The organism is Acidilutibacter cellobiosedens (assembly GCF_004103715.1).
Taxonomy (GTDB): Bacteria; Bacillota; Clostridia; order Tissierellales; family Acidilutibacteraceae; genus Acidilutibacter; species Acidilutibacter cellobiosedens.
The window spans coordinates 476,317-495,518 of the sequence record NZ_CP035282.1 but is presented as its reverse complement, the minus strand read 5'-3'; the positions used below and the strand labels follow the sequence as shown (position 1 = coordinate 495,518).

Below are 19,202 nucleotides of genomic sequence, written 5' to 3'. Positions count from 1 at the left end.
TATCAAATTATATTATAATATAACTTAATTGTAATACTAAGCAGCAGTCCATCACTTTAAAACTTTTGTTGTTTTAAGTGACATTACTTCAGTAATATTATATAATAATTGTATAAATTATGCGACAAGTAAAGCAATATTGCGGAAAAGAATAGAGAATGACGAAAAAGGATGTGAAATAAATAGATGAAATTTGTATTATCTCCGGATTCTTTTAAAGAAAGCATGAGTGCTAAGGAAGTTGCCGAATCCATGGAACGAGGATTAAAGGTTGTTTTCCCTCAGGCCCAGTATATAAAAATCCCAATGGCTGACGGAGGAGAAGGCACAGTTGAATCTTTAGTTGAAGCAACATCGGGAAAAATTTATAATGTATCAGTTACGGATCCATTAGGAAATCCTGTTGTTGCAAACTTTGGAATCCTTGGAGACAAAAAGACAGCTGTAATAGAGATGGCATCAGCCAGCGGTATCCAATTGGTTCCCCAAGATAAAAGAAATCCATCTGTAACCACTACTTACGGTACCGGCGAATTAATTAAAGCCGCCCTTGAGAAAGGCGCAAATCATCTGATAATCGGAATCGGAGGAAGCGGAACTAATGACGGAGGCGCCGGAATGCTTCAGGCTCTCGGCGTAAGGTTTCTGACGAAAAATAATGAGGAAATTCCAAGAGGCGGGAAAAATTTGAATTTAATTCACAAAATTGATATAAGCAATTTAGATTCCAGATTATCAAAGGTCAAAGTAGAAGTTGCCTGCGATGTAACCAATCCTTTAACAGGAAAAGAAGGGGCTTCCTATATATTCGGTCCCCAAAAGGGGGCAACTGAAGAAATGGTGAAAGAATTGGATAATAATTTAAAACATTATGCTAAAGTGATAAGAGAACAAATCGGAAAGGATGTTGAAAATATTTCCGGAGCAGGGGCAGCAGGAGGATTAGGAGCAGGCCTTTTAGCTTTTCTCGATACAAAATTGGTCAGGGGAGTAGATCTCATTATTCATTACACCAATTTGGAATCTCATATAAAAGATGCAGATTTTGTATTTACGGGAGAAGGCAGCATAGATTCTCAGACTCTCTTTGGGAAAACCCCTTTTGGAGTAGCTTCCGTGGCAAAGAAATACAATGTTCCCGTCATAGTCCTTGCGGGCAGAATCGGAAAGGGATATGAAAAACTGTATGATCACGGCATAACGGCAATATTTAATATACTCTCCAAAGTCACCACATTAGAACATGCTCTTAAAGACGGTTCTCAAAATGTTGAAACAACAAGCCAAAACATCGGCAGGCTAATAAAGGCATCTCAAGATATCTAAAAAAAGAAGTATTAAGATACTTCTTTTTTATTGATAAGATTTATTTTATATTTGTGTCGTTATATCCCAGCAATTTCCTTATCTCATCCTGTTTCCCAAACAGTACACAACCTCCCTCATGCTCTTCATTCATCAATCCTTGGGTGTTCAGCTTTTGAAAAAGGGGAGATTGAAGTGCTTCTAACAAGGAACAATCTTTTAAATTCATATCAGAATAAGGAGAAAAAGGACAAGGTTCTGCTCTGCCTGCAGTATTTATATGGAAGAATCCCCTGCCTGCGGCCAAGCATCCTCCCATGTATTTTTCATCTCCCGGAAATGATAAGTAGATGATATCTTCGTACTGTTTTCTTAAAATATCCTGCCGTTCTTCTAAGATCTTTCTTCCTCCTTCGGTCAAAACAAGATTTTCAGTTGAAGGTTCAGCCGGAACATATTCAATATAAAATACAACGCCGCATCCTTCTTTATATAATGTGTCGATAAATTCCTTACTCGTTACAACATCCAAATTTTCCATAGTGACGGTAATAGAAGTACCATAAAATATTCCCCGAGTATTCATTTGCTTCATTTTCCCGACCAATGACGTATATACTCCTTCTCCCCGCCTTTTATCCGTTTCAATAAGGCCGCCTTCCATGCTGAAGACCGGAACAAGATTTCTATTCTTGTCAAATAAATCAATATACGATTCATCCATAATAGTTCCATTCGTGAATATAGGAAAAATAACATCGGGAAATTCAGCTGCTGTTTCTATAATACATCTGGACAAAAGGGGTTCTCCTCCTGCAAGAAGAATAAACGAGATCCCGAGCTGATTGGCTTCCTGAAAAATTCGTTTCCATTGATCACAAGTCAGCTTCTCTTGTTGAGGGTAAGTACTGCAGGATTGATTTGCCCTTGCATAACACCCCTTACAAAACATATTACATTGTGTCGTAATACTTGCAATCAGAAAAGACGGAATATGTGTACCTTGTGATTCCAACTGATTACGTTTTTTTACGGCATCTTTCTGCGCAATCATATATCTTAAGAGAAAAGCACTTTCACGAGGATTTTTTAAAGACGACTTTAATGCCTTCCGAACAATTCGTTCAATTCCACCATTCATATATTCCATCAAATTCATACTCATTTCCTCCAAAATTAAGTTATATGAGAACTTCATCAATAAGCAGTAATACTTCTCCCCTCATATCACCTGTTTAACCGGCGATATGCTCCCACAGCTTAACCTATTTACCTTAACTTAAAGTGAAGATAAAAAACATTAAAATCAATATATCCAATATACATCTCTAATTTTAGAGGTATACGGATTTCTTGTCAATAAAAAAACAATAAATATAAAAAAACTTTTATTGTTTATTATTATATGAATAATTTTCTATTGACTTATCTTTTTTTTACTGATATTATGTCATTGTAAGACAATTTTATATAATGTACGTTCATATAAATCTCACAATATGGCTGAGAAGTCTCTACCAAGTGACCGTAAATTACTTGACTATGAATGAAAATGCACTTAGGATTCCGAAGGTGCTTATTTGTATTGCTTATGTAATGCCTTCAGGATAAAACCCAGGGGGTAGGTTTCACTTGTAGTGATCTTACTCTGCCTGGGTTTATTATTTTTTAGGAGGTATAATTGTGAATAGTCCGGTAAGAAGAATATTTGTAGAAAAGAAAAGAAAGTTCAACATAGAAGCAGAACGGCTATATAATGATTTAAAACAAAATTTATCCATAAAAGGATTGGAAGAAGTAAGAATTTTAAACAGATATGATATCCAGGAAATTTCCGATGATGCATACCTAAAATCATTAAAAACCATATTCTCTGAACCAAATGTGGATACGGTATATGAAGAAAAAATAGAAACAAAAGATGAATGGAAAATATTTGGGATAGAATATCTGCCCGGTCAATACGACCAGAGAGCGGATTCTGCCGTCCAATGCATCGAAATACTGACGGAAAAAGAAAAACCGATTATAAATACGGCAAAAATAATAATTCTTAAGGGAAATATTACAAATGAAGAATTTAAAAAGATTAAACATTATTGTATAAATCCTGTAGACCGCAGAGAAGCAGAATTAACCAAACCTGATAATCTGGAAAATGAAATAATTTCTCCCGACAATGTAATAACATTAGACGGGTTCATCGAAAAATCCCCCAAAGAGTTGGAAGAATTTAAAAATACTTTGGGTCTTGCCATGAGCATCGAGGATATTAAGTTCTGCCAGGAATATTTTAAGCTCACGGAAAAGAGAAATCCCACTATAACTGAAATAAAAGTCATAGATACTTATTGGTCGGATCACTGCAGGCATACCACCTTCCAGACAAAAATAAATTCCGTAAATTTCGATAAGGGCTTTTATTGTGATTCTATCAAAAAAGCATATGAAGAATATCTCAGTACAAGGGAATATGTTTACGGCAACAGTAAAAAAAATGTCTGTCTGATGGATATTGCAGTTATCGGAATGAAAGAACTTAAAAAAAGAGGATTGTTAAATGATTTGGACGATTCCGACGAAATAAACGCCTGCAGTATAAATGTAGATGTGGATGTAGACGGTAAAATAGAAAAATGGCTTGTAATGTTTAAAAACGAAACTCACAATCATCCTACCGAAATAGAACCTTTCGGCGGCGCTGCAACATGTTTGGGAGGAGCTATAAGAGACCCCCTATCAGGGAGAGCCTATGTATATCAGGCAATGAGAGTTACAGGAAGCGGAGATCCGAGAAAAAGTATAGAAGACACTCTTCCCGGAAAACTTCCCCAAAGAAAAATAACTACGGAAGCCGCCAGAGGATACAGCTCCTACGGAAATCAAATCGGCATAGCTACAGGTCATGTATCTGAAATATACAACGAAGGATATGTAGCAAAGAGAATGGAAATAGGAGCGGTAATAGCAGCTGTCAAAAAAGAAAATGTAATAAGAAAAAAGCCAAAAACAGGAGATCTAATCATCTTAATAGGAGGAAGAACAGGGAGAGACGGTTGCGGCGGAGCTACCGGTTCGTCTAAATCCCATACGGACAAATCCATATTGACCTGCGGCTCAGAGGTACAAAAAGGAAATGCTCCAACAGAAAGGAAACTGTTAAGATTATTCAGAAATCCTCAATTCAGTAAAATAGTAAAAAGGTGTAATGACTTTGGAGCCGGAGGAGTTTCGGTGGCTGTAGGGGAACTGACTGACAGTATAGAAATCAATTTGGATAATGTATTGAAGAAATATGAAGGTCTTGACGGAACCGAACTTGCCATATCCGAATCTCAAGAAAGAATGGCAGTAGTAATAAACAAAGAAGATTTAGAATTGATGAAAAAATATGTGGAAGAAGAAAATCTCGAAGCAACAATAGTAGGAAAAGTAACGGACGACAACAGATTAAAGATGATGTGGAAAAACAAAAAAATATTGGATATAGACAGAAAATTTTTAGATACCAACGGCGCTCAGCAAAACACTGATGTCTATGTGGAAGAACCCGATTCTGAAAATTATTTTAATACAATCCCCGAATGTTTAAATAAAAATTCTTTAAAAACTGCTTTTATAGATAATTTAAAAAGCATCAATGTAGCAAGCCAAAAGGGATTAGTCGAAAGATTCGACTCCACCATAGGTGCCGGTACTATATTGATGCCTTTCGGAGGAAAATATCAGCTCACCCCTTCTTTGGGAATGACGGCTAAAATTCCCGTTCTAAGAGGATATACAGATACATGTACCCTCATGGCTTACGGATTCGATTCCGAACTTTCCACTTGGAGTCCATTCCATGGCGGAATGTATGCGGTAGTTGATTCAGTCGCAAAAATTGTGGCAATGGGAGGAAATCACAAAAATATAAAACTTACCTTTCAGGAATACTTTGAAAAATTAACTGATGATAAAAAATGGGGAAAGCCTCTGTCTGCTCTATTGGGAGCTTACGAAGCACAGAAAAATCTTAAAGTTGCAGCCATAGGAGGAAAGGACAGCATGTCGGGAAGTTTCAACGATTTAAATGTTCCTCCTACCTTAGTGAGCTTTGCCGTATGTGTAGGCAATGCGAAAAACATAATATCGCCGGAGTTTAAAAAAGTCGGAAGTCAAATTGTTATAATCAAATCTCCGCGAAAAGAAAATCAGTTGCCGGACTTTGAAACACTCAATAAAAATTTTTCGGCAATACATGAATTGATTATAAATAAAAAAATACTCTCGGCTTATACCATAGGGATCGGCGGAATAGCTGCATCAATAAGCAAAATGGCCTTCGGAAACAAGATAGGGATGGTATTTACCCGTGAAATGACAAGAAAAAAATTATTTTCTCCCGACTACGGCTCAATAATCTTGGAAATAGATGAAAAAGAAAATTTAAATGAACTATTGGGAAATTTAAAATATGAAATAATCGGACGTACAAATAAAAATTCGGTAATAAATATAAATAGCACCAAGATAGACTTGGAATGTGCCATAAAAAAATGGGAAGAACCTTTAAACAATGTATTTCCCATAAGAAGAAGCATAAATGATAGTGCTGAAAATATCAGCTATGAAAGGGAGAATACATTTAAGGCAAAATTTTCAACATCAAAGCCAAAAGTTTTCATCCCCGTATTCCCCGGAACAAATTGTGAATACGATATGAAAAGAGCTTTTGAAAAGGCGGGAGGCGATGTTGACATCTTCGTATTCAAAAATTTAGCTCCTCAGGATATAAAGGACTCTATAAAATCAATGGCAGAAAAGATCAAAAACAGCCAAATTATAGCTCTGCCTGGAGGATTCAGTGCAGGAGACGAGCCTGACGGTTCCGGAAAATTTATAGCAACTGTATTCAAAAATCCATATATAGCAGAAGAAGTAACTAATTTCTTAAATAATAGAGATGGCCTCATATTGGGAATATGTAACGGATTTCAGGCCCTTATAAAGTTAGGCCTCCTTCCTTACGGGGAAATAAGAGAAATGGATGAGGAATCTCCTACATTGACCTTTAACAAAATCGGAAGGCATATATCCCGTATGGTTCAAACAAAAGTGGTTTCCAATCTTTCTCCTTGGTTCAGCAATGTAAAAGTAGGAGATATATTTACCATTCCTATATCCCATGGAGAAGGACGATTGATCTCAAACGAAAAAATATTTAAAGAAATGACAAAAAATGGGCAAATAGCTACTCAGTACGTTGACTTCTACGGAAACGCCAATTATGACGGCAGCTTCAATCCCAACGGGTCTTTCCAATGTATAGAAGGAATAACCAGCCCTGATGGGAGAATATTAGGCAAGATGGGACATTCGGAAAGAATAGGAAAGCATCTATATAAAAACATCGCCGGCAAATCGGATCAAAGATTGTTTGAGGCCGGAATCAGCTATTTTAAATAAGGGAGGAAGTATTATGAAAGTCGCAATAATTATGGGAAGTGATTCTGATCTTCCCGTAGTGGAAAGAAGTTTTAGAATTTTAAAGGAATTCGGAGTCGGCACGGAAGTAAGAGTTATATCGGCTCACAGAACTCCGGATGAAGCAGTTGAATTCGGAAAAAATGCAGAAAAAAACGGCTTTGATGTAATAATAGCGGCTGCAGGAAAGGCTGCCCATCTTGGAGGAATAATAGCGGCAGTAAGTATTGTACCGGTTATCGGATTGCCGATAAAATCATCGACTTTGGACGGACTGGATTCTCTGTTATCTACGGTTCAAATGCCTAAAGGTATTCCCGTGGCTACCGTGGCAATAGACGGAGCGGAAAATGCTGCTCTCTTAGCAATTCAAATATTATCCGTAAAGGATGAAAATTTAAAAATAAAACTTAGAGAATACAGAAAAAAAATGGCGGAAGAAATCAACGAAAAAGATAAAGAAATTCAACAAAAATTAATTTAATGGAGGTAGTCGGGATGGAAAAACTTGAAATGTTATATGAAGGTAAAGCTAAAAAGGTATTTAAAACCGATGATGATAAAAAGTATATTGTAGAATATAAAGACGATGCTACTGCTTTCAACGGAGTAAAAAAAGGAACCATAGTAGGAAAAGGAGTAATAAACAATAAAATGTCGGCTCAATTATTTACACTCCTTGAAAAAGAAAATATCCCCACTCATTTTGAAAGACTTTTAAGCGACCGGGAAATGCTCGTGAAGGCCGTAAAAATACTTCCTTTGGAGGTTATAGTAAGAAACGTTGCGGCAGGTTCTCTGTCAAAAAGGCTCGGACTTAAGGAAGGGACCGAATTAAAAAGTACCGTTCTTGAATTCAGCTACAAAAACGACGAACTCGGAGATCCCCTTGTTAATGATTATCACATAAAAGCCATGGAACTTGCAACGGATGAACAGTTGAATATAATAAAAGATTACGCTTTTAAAATTAACGATATATTGATTAAATTTTTCAGAGAAAAAAAGATGAAGTTAATTGATTTTAAATTGGAATTCGGATTATATGACGGAAAAGTAATTCTTGCAGACGAAATATCTCCCGATACATGCAGACTTTGGGATGTTGAGACTAATGAAAAATTAGACAAAGACAGGTTCAGAAGAGATCTGGGAAATGTGGAGGAAGCCTATGAGGAAGTATTATCCAGGTTATCTAAATAGAAGCAGCAGTCAGGAGGAACATAAAATGGGTTTCGATTTGATGGATGAAGATAAGTTAAAAGAAGAATGCGGAGTTATGGGAGTATATTCAAAAGTGCAAAATGTTTCCCATATGATCTATTACGGTCTTTATGCCCTTCAACACAGAGGTCAGGAAAGTGCCGGAATTGCCGTAAGCAAAGATAGTAAAATAGACTGCTATAAAGATATGGGCCTTGTATCTCAGGTATTCAGCGATAAAAATAAATTGGAAAGATTAGAGGGAAATATAGGGGTAGGTCATGTAAGATATTCTACAACAGGAGAAAGTTTAGCGGTAAATGCTCAGCCTCTGATTGTCAAATGTAAAAACGGAGAAATGGCACTGGTTCACAACGGTAATATAGTAAATGCCGGAAGTATACGAAAGATCCTTGAATCAGAAGGAGTGTCTTTTCAAACCACAAACGACAGTGAAGTCATGGCTAATATGATAGCAAGGTATTATAAAGATGATATAGAAAAAGCCATAAAGGGAGTAATGGAAATAGTAAAAGGTTCTTACGCCCTTATAATAATGACGGAAGATAAACTCATAGGTGTAAGAGACAATCAGGGTATAAGGCCTCTCTGCCTTGGAAAAACAGATGACGGATACGTTCTCTCTTCGGAAAGCTGCGGGTTGGATGCTATAGGAGCGGAACTTGTAAGGGATATTGAACCCGGAGAAATAGTCATAATAGATAAAAACGGCATAAGAAGTATATTCAACGATAAATGGAACAGAAAAAAATTATGCATATTTGAAATTATCTATTTTGCCAGACCTGACAGTATAATAGACGGTATAAACGTTTATTCCGCAAGAAAAGAAGCCGGAAAAATACTTTCAAGTGAATATCCGGTAGACGCCGATGTGGTAATCTCCGTTCCGGACTCCGGTACTCCCGCTGCCATAGGATATGCGGAAGAATCAGGCATACCCTACAGCATAGGCTTAATAAAAAACAGATATATAGGAAGAACATTTATAAGTCCAAATCAAAAGGCAAGAGAAAAAGGAGTAGAAATAAAATTAAATGTTATAAAAGAAAATATTGAAGGAAAAAGGGTAGTTCTTGTAGATGATTCAATCGTAAGAGGGACAACGAGTAAAAGAATCGTAAATATGCTTAAAAAAGCAGGAGCTAAAGAAGTTCACTTAAGAGTAAGCTCTCCGTCGGTATCATACCCTTGTTATTTCGGCATTGATACTCCTTACAGAAAATATCTGATAGGTGCAAATAAGACCTCTGATGAAATATGTGAAATGATTAATGCGGACAGTTTAGGATTTCTATCTCAAGAAGGTCTTATTAAATCCACGGGGAAAAGCGACCAGTTCTGTTCTGCCTGCTTCAACGGAGATTATCCTATGGAAATACCAAGAGAGGGGTTGGAATTAGATGAATAATAAAGGACTGACTTATAAGGATTCGGGAGTAAATATAAATGCGGGATATGAAGCAGTTAAACGCATGAAAGCCCACGTACACAGCACATTTACGGAAGGAGTTTTGTCGGACATAGGCGGATTCAGCGGAATGTTTGCATTAAATAAAAATGAATTTGAAGAACCTGTATTGTTATCAGGCACCGACGGTGTGGGAACCAAACTGATGATTGCTTTCATGATGGATAAGCATGATACAATTGGACAGGATTGTGTGGCCATGTGTGTAAACGATATATTGTGTCAAGGAGCAAGGCCGCTATTTTTCTTGGATTATGTAGCCTCAGGAATATTAAATCCCGAAAAAATAGAAAAAATAGTATCAGGTATTTCCACCGGATGCATAAAGGCAAAATGTGCTCTTATAGGAGGAGAAACAGCGGAAATGCCCGGATTGTACAAAGAAGACGAATATGATTTGGCAGGATTTGCCGTAGGAATAGCGGACAAGAAAAAAATCATAACGGGAGAAAAAATTAAGAAAGGTGATGTTCTTATAGGCCTTCCCTCCAGCGGATTGCACAGTAACGGATTTTCTTTGGTAAGGAAGCTGTTCTTTGATATTAAAAAATATAAAATTGATCAATATATAGAGGATTTGGGTACCACCTTGGGAGAAGAACTCCTGAAGCCCACAAGAATATATTATGACCCTTTAACGGAACTGAATGATAAATTCGATATAAAGGGAATCAGCCATATAACCGGAGGAGGATTCTATGAAAATATACCGAGAATGTTCCCTGAAGGATTGACAGGCTTTATAGACAGAAACCATGTCAGTATCCCTCCTATCTTTCAACTCATCCAAGAACTTGGAAATATCGATATCGATGAGATGTATTCCACATTCAACATGGGAATAGGAATAGTAATGGCAGTTGACGAAAAAGACGCTGACAATATAATAAAATTTTTAAAATGTAAAAATGAAGAGGCCTATATAATAGGAAGCGTTATTGAAGGAAACGGGGGTCTGTCAATATGTCGCCGGTAAGTATGGGAGTACTCATATCCGGTAACGGAACGAATCTCCAGTCGTTAATCGACCATATAAATGCCGGAAACATAAACGCAAAAATCAAAGTAGTCATATCCAACAGAAAAAATGCTTACGGGCTTATAAGGGCTAAAAATAACGGAATAGATACCGCTTATATCGACAAAAAAATCTTTAAAGATGAAGAAGAATTCAACAGGGCGATTATGTATGAGCTTAAAAAAAGAGATGTGGACCTTGTTGTATTGGCAGGATATTTAAAAATTTTGAGCAGCAAATTTATTAATGAATACAAAAATAAGATAATAAATATCCATCCTTCTTTAATCCCAAGTTTCTGCGGAAAGGGCTACTATGGAGAAAAGGTCCATAAGGCTGTGTTGGATTACGGAGCAAAAGTTACAGGAGCTACTGTCCATTTTGTAAACGAAGAAGCAGATGCCGGCCCTATAATACTTCAAAGGCCGGTGATGATAGATGAAAGTGATACCGTAGGTTCTCTTCAAAATAAAGTATTAAAAATAGAACATACACTTCTTCCGGAAGCAGTAAAATTATATTGTGAAGGCAGAATAACCATAGACGGAAGAAAAGTATCGATAAAGGAGTGAAAATATGAAAAGGGCATTGATAAGTGTTTATGATAAGAAAGGAATAATAGAATTTGCTAAAAAGCTTTCCCATATGGGATGGGAGATTATTTCTACGGGAGGAACATCAAGGATTCTTTCCGATTCAGGACTAAAAGTCACTGATGTCTCAGATGTTACAGGCTTTCCTGAATGTTTTAACGGAAGGGTAAAAACTCTTCATCCTAAAATACATGGTGGTATCTTAGCATTAAGGGATGATGAAAACCATTTAAAGACTATGAAAGAATTGGACATAAAGCCTATAGATATGGTGGTGAATAATTTATATCCTTTTAAAGAAACCATTCTAAAGACAGAATCGACTCATGAAAATATAATAGAAAATATTGATATAGGCGGACCTTCCATGTTAAGAGCTGCTGCAAAAAATTATAAATTCGTAACGGTAATAGTAGATCCGAAGGATTATAATACAATAATAGATGAGCTTGAAAATAAAGGCGAAGTATCATATAAAACAAGAGAATATCTTGCCGCCAAAGTCTTTCAGCATACAAGTAACTATGATGCATTGATTTCTCACTATTTTAATGAAAAAACGAATATTAAATTCCCAGATACTATAACTCTAACCTTTGAAAAAAAACAGGATTTGAGATACGGAGAAAATCCTCATCAAGAGGCTGCATTTTATACTGAAGAACTGGAAACCACAGGTACACTTTCGGAAGCAGTTAAACTTCATGGGAAAGAATTATCCTACAATAATATCGGTGATGGAAACGGAGCATTGGAAATCCTTAAGGAATTTACCCTTCCAACCGTTGTAGCCGTAAAACATGCCAATCCATGCGGAGTAGGAAGCGGAAAAAATATAGCCGAAGCATTTAAAAAAGCCTACGAATCGGATAAACAGTCTATATTTGGAGGAATAATAGCCGCAAATGATGAAATAGATGTTGATACCGCAAAGATGATAAAAGATATTTTTATAGAAGTTGTTATAGCACCTTCTTATTCTGAATCTGCTTTGGAAATTTTAGAAGCTAAGAAAAATATCAGATTATTAAGATTGCCTCATATAAACTATAACAAATATTCAACTTATGATATGAAAAAAATATTGGGAGGAGTTCTCCTTCAAGACAGAAATCAGGGAAAAATGTATGAGGATTTAAAAATAGTTACTCAAAGAAAACCTTCCGATGAAGAATTGAAGGATTTATTGTTTGCATGGAAGGTAGTCAAAAATACCAAATCAAATGCCATAGTATTGGCTAAAAATCAAGGAACCGTAGCTGTAGGCCCCGGACAGGTCAGCAGAATATGGGCATTGGAAAACGCCATAAAGCAAGGTGAAGAAAGTGTTCGCGGAAGTGTAATGGCATCGGATGCCTTTTTCCCTTTTTCCGACTGTATTGAAGCAGCCGCAAAAGCCGGAATCACTGCAGTTATTCAGCCAGGCGGTTCAGTAAGGGATAAGGATTCAATAGATATGGCTGATAAGTATAAAATAGCAATGCTATTTACAGGCATGAGACATTTCAAACATTAAGATAGATGGAGGTAAAAACATGAAAGTTCTTGTTATAGGCGGAGGCGGAAGAGAACATGCCATCGTTTGGAAATTATCTCAAAGTCCCAATGTATCAAAAATATTTTGTGCTCCCGGAAATGAAGGTATCGCTCAACTTGCCCAATGCGTCAATATAAATCCCAATGACATTGATACTCTTTTATCCTTTGCAATCCAAGAAAAAATAGATCTGACGGTTGTCGGTCCGGAAGTACCTTTAGTATTGGGAATAACAGATAAATTTACTGAAAATGGTATGAAGATATTTGGTCCGAATAAAAAAGGTGCAATGCTCGAAGGAAGTAAAAAATATGCCAAAAAATTTATGGAAAAATATCAAATACCTACAGCAAGATATTCCACATACAATCAAGCAGAAGATGCAATAAATGGATTAAGTCAATTTGCCTTTCCTTTAGTAATAAAAGCCGACGGTCTGGCGGCAGGAAAAGGTGTCATTATATGCGAAAATATTGATGATGCTAAAAAAGCAATTGAAGATATCCTCAAAAATAAAAAATTCGGCGATTCGGGAAATGAAATTATAATTGAGGAATATCTTAAAGGAACTGAAGCATCTCTTATGTGCTTGGTTGATAACAAAAAGATTATACCTTTAGAGAGTGCCAAGGATTATAAGAAAGCATTGGACAATGACAAGGGCCTTAATACCGGAGGAATGGGTTCTATTTCCCCCAATAAAATATTAAACGAAGAGTTAATGAATAAAATAAAAACCGAGATATTAGACAGGATACTAATAGGTCTTCACGAAGAAAAAATTTATTATAAAGGAATATTATATGTGGGCCTTATGATTACATCGGATGATGTAAAAGTTTTAGAATTTAATGTGAGATTTGGGGACCCGGAAACGGAGGTTCTTCTCCCCCGATTGGAAAGTGATCTGTTCAGTATATTTTTAAAGACTATAGACGGAACCATCTCGGAAGAGGATTTAAAATGGACAGATAAAGTATGCATCTGTACTGTTCTGACTTCAGGCGGATATCCCGAATTCTACGAAAAGGGAAACGCCATATACGGACTGGATTCATTGGATAAGGACATATTGGTATTCCATGCGGGAACGAAAAAAACCGATAAAATAGTTACAAACGGAGGAAGAGTCCTCACTGTAGGCACTCTTGCAGGCAATTTCAATGAAGGACGGAATAAAGTATATAAAAATATAGACAAAATACATTTTGAAAACATGGCTTACAGAAAAGATATAGGAAAAGAACAGAGAAACTAATTAGTTTCTCTGTTTCCCTTATTTTCATCCTCTCAATTTAAATACGATAATCCCAATTATCATAATCAAAACTCCCAATAGCTTTGTAAAATCAAATTCTATCCGAGATGCTCCAAAAAGTCCGAAGGCATCAATAGCTGTTGCCACTATCAATTGAGCTATGAGCATCACCGAAGTCGAAAAAGCAGCTCCCAATAGGATTATTCCTACCATAGAACTGTATACTATAATTACTCCAAACATTCCGCCTATTAAGTACAGCTTTTTTACCTCACCTATCTTGCCTAAATTCCCGTCGCCAAAGACAGCCATAAGTATAATTCCGAAAATAAGTCCCACAGCATGAACAATTACGGTCGTTTCCCACAACCCTATTTTGTCACTTACGCGATTGTTAAATACTACCTGAAGGCTTACCAATATCCCCGTAAGGAGAGAAAATAAAATTCCTACCATTTCCACACCACTTTCATTTAATATTGTCCAATTTTTTACCGCATTTAGGACAGAATGAAAATTCTTTATCTATTTTAGCTCCGCAATAAGGACAATATAATATTTTCGATTTATTATCCACCCATTTTCCCATGGGATCTTCTTCTTCGGAAGAATCGGTTATATCGAATTCCGAAAATCGATTTTTTCCCGTAGCATTTTTGAAATGATAAACAGCTTGAATAATTCCCATTATTATAAACAATACTCCAAACATAGGAAATAAAATTGATTCGGTCATACTAAAAGCTATAGCAGTCCAAAATATTCCAAATATCACCGCAAATATGGACCCTATAAAGGACATCCCGGAAGGTCCACGGCCCGGCTTAACGCTTTTCATAATTTTACACCTCATTTAACTATAGAGTTAGTTCATATTATATTATAACTGTAAACAATATTCAATTATAAAAAAGGGTTCTTGTATTCTATTCATAATTCTAAAATTTATTATATAAAAACTTCAATATAAAAATTCTGAATAATATGATAAAATATATATAAAGAAATAACAATATGAATGGAGGATGATGTATTTGAAGATGTTAAACCCAATGCTTGATTTTGTCTTTAAGGCTTTATTCGGGAAAGAAGACAATATAAGCAAAAAATTATTGATATCCCTGTTAAATGACATATTCGTCAGTGCGGGAGAGGACAGAATAACGAGCATAACATATTTGAATCCATTCAACTATAGGGACTTTATGGATGATAAATTGTCTATATTGGACATAAAGGCAAAAACGGAAAAAGAAGAATTAATAAATGTAGAGGTGCAGGTCAAAAATGATTATAACTACAGAAAAAGGATATTATATTATTGGTCAAAAATTTATGGGGAAACAATAAAGAAATCGGAAGATTATTCTGCTTTAAAGAAAACAATATCCGTGAATATAACGGATTACAATGCGATTCCTGAAAGTAAAAAACTTCACAGCAGTTTTAAGATATTGGAAAAGGGCGAATATTTTCCGCTGACGGAAGACCTTCAGATTCACTTTTTGGAACTGCCGAAGTTAAAACAAAAGGAAATAAAAGAATTAAGCGGAATAGAATTGTGGGCGGAATTTTTAAAGGAAGCAGGCAAAGAAGGAAGCGAAAAGAAAATAAAAGAATTGATGGAAAGGAGTGATATTATGAAGGACGCAGTAGAAAATTTAGGGAAAATAAGTGAAGACGATAGAATGAGAGAAATAGCATGGGCAAGAGAGAAAGCAAGGTTGGACGAAATATCAAGAATTAAATATGCGGAAAGGAAAGCAACGGAACAAGGCATGAAACAAGGCATGAAACAAGGCATGAAACAAGGCATGAAACAAAAAGAAACAGAAATAGCAAAAAAACTGCTAAAAATGAATATTCCCTTAAAACAGATAATGGAAGCAACTGGTTTAAATGAGGAACAAATAAAAGAATTAGAAGAATAAGTAGTGTAAAATAATCTGTGCTTTTGTGAAAATAAATGCTCTTCTTTCTATAATCTATTGGTTGTTATTTATAACAATTATAGCTAAAGAAGAGCATTATTTTATTATACTGTTTACACAAATTTTCTTGCAGGCTCTTTTTCATACTCCATATAATAAAATTCATCTTTACCATTGAAAGTATTTTTTATATACTTATCTTTAATACGAAACCCTACGGTCTGGTAGCATTTAACTGCTCTTTTGTTGAAAATCCTAACTTCAAGGGCTATCGGATTATCCGGAAATCTTTTTTTACATTCTTCAATCAATAAGTTCATAATGTCCTTTCCGTATCCTTTTCCGCACCAGGATGGCTTTAATCCAACGCCGATAAATGTCTTTCCCCTATCTTCAATTATCCTTCCGTAAGCAATCAGCTCTCCATCAAGCAATATGGATAAAAATTCTTTTTCTCTTTTATCTCTTAAAGATAAGTCCCAACCGTTTTTAACTACAGTACCCCAATCCGAAAAATTATAAACGGAATAATCTCCTTCATATTTCCAATCACAAATCTCCTTAGCATAGTTCTCCGTCAGTATTCCCAAAACATAATTTTTCATTAAAGCCGCCTCCCATCTTTTTTTACTGCAACAATAAGCCCGTCTCCAATAGGCAAGAAAGTACTGTCAAGTTTTAAACAGTTAACGACTAATTCATTAAACTGTTCGATTGGTTCAATCAAACAATGCCATCTTTCATCCAAGTCCAATACGGGGAAAAGAGTATCTTCAGCTATTAAAAGTCCTCCTGTCTTTAGAATCCTTAGGCAATCATCAAATAATAATGGATATAGCCTCTTATCTACATCCTGAAATATCAAATCGAATTTTTCTTCCATATCGGGGATTATCTTTTCTGCATTTCCGATTTTCAATTCAATAAAATCTTCCACACCTGCACTAATAAAATTTAGTTTAGCTTGAGCCGCGACTTTTTCATCATATTCAATGGTAGTTATTTTCCCTCCGTATTCTTTCACTATTTGAGCCATTGATGTAGTTGAATATCCTATGCTCGTCCCTATTTCCAAGATGTTCTCCGGTTTCGTAATCTTAATTATCAATTTCAGAAATCTTGCGACATCATCATCAATAACGGGTACAAAATCCTTTAATTGGGTTTTATTGATAAATTCCCTTTTAGTCAGTTCTGTACTTTTCTTGTATATATCGTTAATGTATAAATTAATCTTATTGAAATCCATAATAATATTCTCCTTTATACAATTTTATTCAATGCCATTCATCTGCTCTATAAGATTTTCTAAACAGCTGAGCAAATTATTTATATCTTTGTCTTCCATTTTAGATATCGAATTAAATAAGAATTTGCTGTTTGCTTCCTTATCTATTGAATCAATTAAATTCCTTCCCTCTTCAGTTAAAACAATTCTGCTTATTCTTCTATCCTCACTATCCTTTATTCTCTTTACAAGCCCCCTATTTTCAAGCCTTGTTATCTTTTCCGACATTGTATTTTGTGAATTATTGATATTTTTTGCTATCTCTCCGACAGTAGGCCCTTTAAGCTCGTCATCAACGTCCAGCATAAGTTCATCCAATTCTATTAATAGATGGTACTGCCCTAAGCTCAATCCGTATTTATAGGCCAATTTATGATATTTCTCATGCATAAGAGTATCGATTTTATTTTTATATCGAATTATTTTTTGTATCTTTTCTTCTTTATCCATATTGACCTCCTTAAATATATCTTATATAGATATAATCGTTATACGATATATTATATTACTTATTGTTATAATGTCAAGGATGCAAAAAATAATATATCCCTACTTTTTTAAGGTAGGGATATATTATTTTTTAATATTATTTTTTAATATTATTTTTTATTTCCTCTATGCAATCCTCAAGGGCATATTCCCATTTTCTCAGCGTAGTGTTGTAAGTCATTTTATATGCAATACTTTCAAACATGGTATTTTTAGGCCTTCTTACAGCCTTTTCACTTTGTAACACAGGTATAATATTTTGTGTATTCAACCCCAATAATTCAGCACATTTTTTATAAAATTCATATCTTGATGCTTTGCCTTCATTGGCTATATGATATACTCCGTAGAATTCTGTATCAGCCATATCCAAAAGAGCTTTTGCCGCATCTGTCGTATAAGTCGGCGAACACATTTGATCGGTTGTATATTCCAATGTTTGTCCATTCAATATTTTATTTCGCATAATATAAATATAATTATTCTCCCTATGCCCCGATGCGCCAAAAAGTAGCGGTACTCTTACAATAAAATGTTTTTTATTATAACACCTTACTTCCTCTTCTGCCATAAGCTTACTATAACCATACACATTTACCGGATTTCTTTTATCGTATTCATTATAAGGAGTATTTTTTTCTCCATCAAAAACCGAATCACTGCTTATATATATAAGTTTTGCACCGCATCTCGAAGCTGCCAGCGCCACATTTTTAGTCCCCAAAGAATTTATCGCAATTGTCTTAGTCGGATTTTTTTCAGCTTCATCCACCATCCTAAATCCTGCACTGTGAATAACTAAATCGGGTTCTGCTTTTTCAATATAAGAAAACACTTCTTGGGCATTGGTAATATCTAATTCCTTTTTCCCCATTACCGCAATAACTTCATGCTTTTCGGCAAATACCCTTGTTATGTCCTCTCCGAAAAGTCCTGTTGCTCCCGTTATTAAAACCTTCATAATATCTCTCCTTCTATAAGCACTGCTCTGCACGGTGCCCCTTCGGCACCTTTTATATTTAGAGGAAAGGCATATAAATAATAAAATCCTTCATCTATATCATATAAATTGATTCCCTCTAAAGCAATCTTACCTGCACCTAATATCTTCTTGTGAACATATTTCTCTTTAGCACCGCTTCTGTCAATAGAAAAACTGTCTATTCCGATTAAATCCACATTTGTATCAGCTAAATAATCGGCGGCATCTTCAGAAAAATAGCTGAGAGATGCATCTTTGTTTTTATTGTTCAGATCCTTTGAATAAGGGGTTTTAAACAACAGCTTATCACATTTTATCCCTTTGGTTTTAATATCTTCTGCTTTTATTTCTTTTTCATTTATTTCTATAACTTGTACTTTTCCGCAAAATTTTTCCAAAGGTATTTCATCAATTCTTTTTCCTTCTTTAATATAGTGATATGGCGAATCTAAATGGGTACCCAAATGCATTTGCATAGAAATCGATGATAATGACATATTATCACCTTTCGAATAATCCCTTTCGAAAGTATGAATCACATCTCTCAAAGAATAATATTTCATCATGTTTTTTTCTATTTTTACCGATATATCATGTATTTTCATCTATATAGCCTCCATATTGAAAAATAGGCCTATAT

18 protein-coding genes and 1 riboswitch are annotated in these 19,202 nt (G+C 35.3%); of the genes, 10 read left to right on the top strand and 8 right to left on the bottom strand.

Translation table 11 applies throughout. The features are described 5' to 3' along the window. Window positions 1–186: 186 nt before the first annotated feature. Window positions 187–1,326, top strand: a complete 1,140-nt coding sequence (locus EQM13_RS02435) for a glycerate kinase (RefSeq protein ID WP_071139791.1) — start codon at window positions 187–189, stop codon at window positions 1,324–1,326. Window positions 1,327–1,366: 40 nt separating this feature from the next. Here the strand turns inward: EQM13_RS02435 and EQM13_RS02430 are convergent, their stop codons facing one another. Beyond that, window positions 1,367–2,464, bottom strand: coding sequence for a radical SAM protein (locus tag EQM13_RS02430; protein ID WP_206172780.1), 1,098 nt, complete (start codon window positions 2,462–2,464; stop codon window positions 1,367–1,369). Between the two features lie 302 nt (window positions 2,465–2,766). Next, window positions 2,767–2,868, top strand: a riboswitch (purine riboswitch). Window positions 2,869–2,988: 120 nt separating this feature from the next. Here EQM13_RS02430 and EQM13_RS02425 point away from each other — a divergent pair. The 8 genes from EQM13_RS02425 to purD are packed head-to-tail and all read left to right on the top strand — an operon-like array spanning window position 2,989 to window position 13,872. After that, window positions 2,989–6,753, top strand: coding sequence for a phosphoribosylformylglycinamidine synthase (locus tag EQM13_RS02425; RefSeq protein WP_071139793.1), 3,765 nt, complete (start codon window positions 2,989–2,991; stop codon window positions 6,751–6,753). A 13-nt stretch (window positions 6,754–6,766) separates the two neighbouring features. Next, a complete protein-coding gene (gene purE, locus EQM13_RS02420; protein WP_071139794.1) occupies window positions 6,767–7,255 on the top strand; it encodes a 5-(carboxyamino)imidazole ribonucleotide mutase in 489 nt (162 codons plus the stop codon). A gap of 14 nt (window positions 7,256–7,269) precedes the next feature. Further along, window positions 7,270–7,974 (top strand): phosphoribosylaminoimidazolesuccinocarboxamide synthase, encoded by a 705-nt coding sequence (gene purC, locus EQM13_RS02415; RefSeq protein WP_071139795.1) that lies wholly within the window; start codon window positions 7,270–7,272, stop codon window positions 7,972–7,974. A gap of 25 nt (window positions 7,975–7,999) precedes the next feature. Continuing rightward, window positions 8,000–9,406, top strand: coding sequence for an amidophosphoribosyltransferase (purF, locus tag EQM13_RS02410; RefSeq protein WP_240662985.1), 1,407 nt, complete (start codon window positions 8,000–8,002; stop codon window positions 9,404–9,406). Continuing rightward, window positions 9,399–10,442 carry a phosphoribosylformylglycinamidine cyclo-ligase gene (gene purM, locus EQM13_RS02405; RefSeq protein ID WP_128751859.1) on the top strand — a complete coding sequence of 348 codons (1,044 nt, stop codon included), beginning with the start codon at window positions 9,399–9,401 and terminating at the stop codon, window positions 10,440–10,442. The genes purF and purM overlap by 8 nt, the downstream gene beginning before the upstream one ends. Continuing rightward, the gene (gene purN, locus EQM13_RS02400; protein WP_128751858.1) at window positions 10,430–11,056 is read left to right on the top strand and encodes a phosphoribosylglycinamide formyltransferase; all 627 of its coding nucleotides are present in this window, start codon (window positions 10,430–10,432) and stop codon (window positions 11,054–11,056) included. The genes purM and purN overlap by 13 nt, the downstream gene beginning before the upstream one ends. 4 nt (window positions 11,057–11,060) lie before the next feature. Next, window positions 11,061–12,593 (top strand): bifunctional phosphoribosylaminoimidazolecarboxamide formyltransferase/IMP cyclohydrolase, encoded by a 1,533-nt coding sequence (purH, locus tag EQM13_RS02395; protein ID WP_128751857.1) that lies wholly within the window; start codon window positions 11,061–11,063, stop codon window positions 12,591–12,593. A gap of 19 nt (window positions 12,594–12,612) precedes the next feature. Beyond that, the gene (gene purD / locus EQM13_RS02390; RefSeq protein WP_114218353.1) at window positions 12,613–13,872 is read left to right on the top strand and encodes a phosphoribosylamine--glycine ligase; all 1,260 of its coding nucleotides are present in this window, start codon (window positions 12,613–12,615) and stop codon (window positions 13,870–13,872) included. 24 nt (window positions 13,873–13,896) lie between these two features. Here purD and EQM13_RS02385 read toward each other — a convergent pair whose 3' ends face one another. Together EQM13_RS02385 and EQM13_RS02380 are read right to left on the bottom strand one after the other, a co-directional pair. Further along, the gene (locus EQM13_RS02385) at window positions 13,897–14,328 is read right to left on the bottom strand and encodes a DMT family transporter (protein WP_114218354.1); all 432 of its coding nucleotides are present in this window, start codon (window positions 14,326–14,328) and stop codon (window positions 13,897–13,899) included. Between the two features lie 13 nt (window positions 14,329–14,341). Continuing rightward, window positions 14,342–14,710 carry a zinc ribbon domain-containing protein gene (locus EQM13_RS02380; protein ID WP_114218355.1) on the bottom strand — a complete coding sequence of 123 codons (369 nt, stop codon included), beginning with the start codon at window positions 14,708–14,710 and terminating at the stop codon, window positions 14,342–14,344. 202 nt (window positions 14,711–14,912) lie between these two features. Here EQM13_RS02380 and EQM13_RS02375 point away from each other — a divergent pair, with 202 nt between their 5' ends. Beyond that, window positions 14,913–15,803, top strand: a complete 891-nt coding sequence (locus EQM13_RS02375) for an Rpn family recombination-promoting nuclease/putative transposase (protein WP_240663019.1) — start codon at window positions 14,913–14,915, stop codon at window positions 15,801–15,803. A gap of 113 nt (window positions 15,804–15,916) precedes the next feature. Here the strand turns inward: EQM13_RS02375 and EQM13_RS02370 are convergent, their stop codons facing one another. From EQM13_RS02370 to EQM13_RS02350, 5 genes are all read right to left on the bottom strand, one after another. After that, window positions 15,917–16,408: a GNAT family N-acetyltransferase gene (locus EQM13_RS02370; protein WP_128751855.1), complete on the bottom strand. Its 492-nt coding sequence runs from the start codon at window positions 16,406–16,408 to the stop codon at window positions 15,917–15,919. Next, a complete protein-coding gene (locus EQM13_RS02365) occupies window positions 16,408–17,052 on the bottom strand; it encodes an O-methyltransferase (protein WP_128751854.1) in 645 nt (214 codons plus the stop codon). Before EQM13_RS02365 ends, EQM13_RS02370 begins: the two co-directional genes overlap by 1 nt. Window positions 17,053–17,076: 24 nt before the next feature. Further along, entirely contained in the window at window positions 17,077–17,541 is a 465-nt protein-coding gene (locus tag EQM13_RS02360) for a MarR family winged helix-turn-helix transcriptional regulator (RefSeq protein ID WP_128751853.1), read from the bottom strand. Window positions 17,542–17,677: 136 nt separating this feature from the next. Further along, entirely contained in the window at window positions 17,678–18,541 is an 864-nt protein-coding gene (gene rfbD, locus EQM13_RS02355; RefSeq protein WP_128751852.1) for a dTDP-4-dehydrorhamnose reductase, read from the bottom strand. Continuing rightward, window positions 18,538–19,167, bottom strand: coding sequence for a cyclase family protein (locus EQM13_RS02350; RefSeq protein ID WP_071139804.1), 630 nt, complete (start codon window positions 19,165–19,167; stop codon window positions 18,538–18,540). Before EQM13_RS02350 ends, rfbD begins: the two co-directional genes overlap by 4 nt. Between the last annotated feature and the right edge of the window lie 35 nt (window positions 19,168–19,202).

What these genes read in the sequence shown, in the direction of transcription:
- EQM13_RS02435 (WP_071139791.1), top strand. Translation starts at nt 187, where the DNA reads ATGAAATTTGTATTATCTCCGGATTCTTTTAAAGAAAGCATGAGTGCT.
- EQM13_RS02430 (WP_206172780.1), bottom strand. Translation starts at nt 2,464, where the DNA reads ATGAATTTGATGGAATATATGAATGGTGGAATTGAACGAATTGTTCGG.
- purE (WP_071139794.1), top strand. Translation starts at nt 6,767, where the DNA reads ATGAAAGTCGCAATAATTATGGGAAGTGATTCTGATCTTCCCGTAGTG.
- purC (WP_071139795.1), top strand. Translation starts at nt 7,270, where the DNA reads ATGGAAAAACTTGAAATGTTATATGAAGGTAAAGCTAAAAAGGTATTT.
- purF (WP_240662985.1), top strand. Translation starts at nt 8,000, where the DNA reads ATGGGTTTCGATTTGATGGATGAAGATAAGTTAAAAGAAGAATGCGGA.
- purM (WP_128751859.1), top strand. Translation starts at nt 9,399, where the DNA reads ATGAATAATAAAGGACTGACTTATAAGGATTCGGGAGTAAATATAAAT.
- purN (WP_128751858.1), top strand. Translation starts at nt 10,430, where the DNA reads ATGTCGCCGGTAAGTATGGGAGTACTCATATCCGGTAACGGAACGAAT.
- purH (WP_128751857.1), top strand. Translation starts at nt 11,061, where the DNA reads ATGAAAAGGGCATTGATAAGTGTTTATGATAAGAAAGGAATAATAGAA.
- purD (WP_114218353.1), top strand. Translation starts at nt 12,613, where the DNA reads ATGAAAGTTCTTGTTATAGGCGGAGGCGGAAGAGAACATGCCATCGTT.
- EQM13_RS02385 (WP_114218354.1), bottom strand. Translation starts at nt 14,328, where the DNA reads ATGGTAGGAATTTTATTTTCTCTCCTTACGGGGATATTGGTAAGCCTT.
- EQM13_RS02380 (WP_114218355.1), bottom strand. Translation starts at nt 14,710, where the DNA reads ATGAAAAGCGTTAAGCCGGGCCGTGGACCTTCCGGGATGTCCTTTATA.
- EQM13_RS02375 (WP_240663019.1), top strand. Translation starts at nt 14,913, where the DNA reads ATGTTAAACCCAATGCTTGATTTTGTCTTTAAGGCTTTATTCGGGAAA.
- EQM13_RS02370 (WP_128751855.1), bottom strand. Translation starts at nt 16,408, where the DNA reads ATGAAAAATTATGTTTTGGGAATACTGACGGAGAACTATGCTAAGGAG.
- EQM13_RS02365 (WP_128751854.1), bottom strand. Translation starts at nt 17,052, where the DNA reads ATGGATTTCAATAAGATTAATTTATACATTAACGATATATACAAGAAA.
- EQM13_RS02360 (WP_128751853.1), bottom strand. Translation starts at nt 17,541, where the DNA reads ATGGATAAAGAAGAAAAGATACAAAAAATAATTCGATATAAAAATAAA.
- rfbD (WP_128751852.1), bottom strand. Translation starts at nt 18,541, where the DNA reads ATGAAGGTTTTAATAACGGGAGCAACAGGACTTTTCGGAGAGGACATA.
- EQM13_RS02350 (WP_071139804.1), bottom strand. Translation starts at nt 19,167, where the DNA reads ATGAAAATACATGATATATCGGTAAAAATAGAAAAAAACATGATGAAA.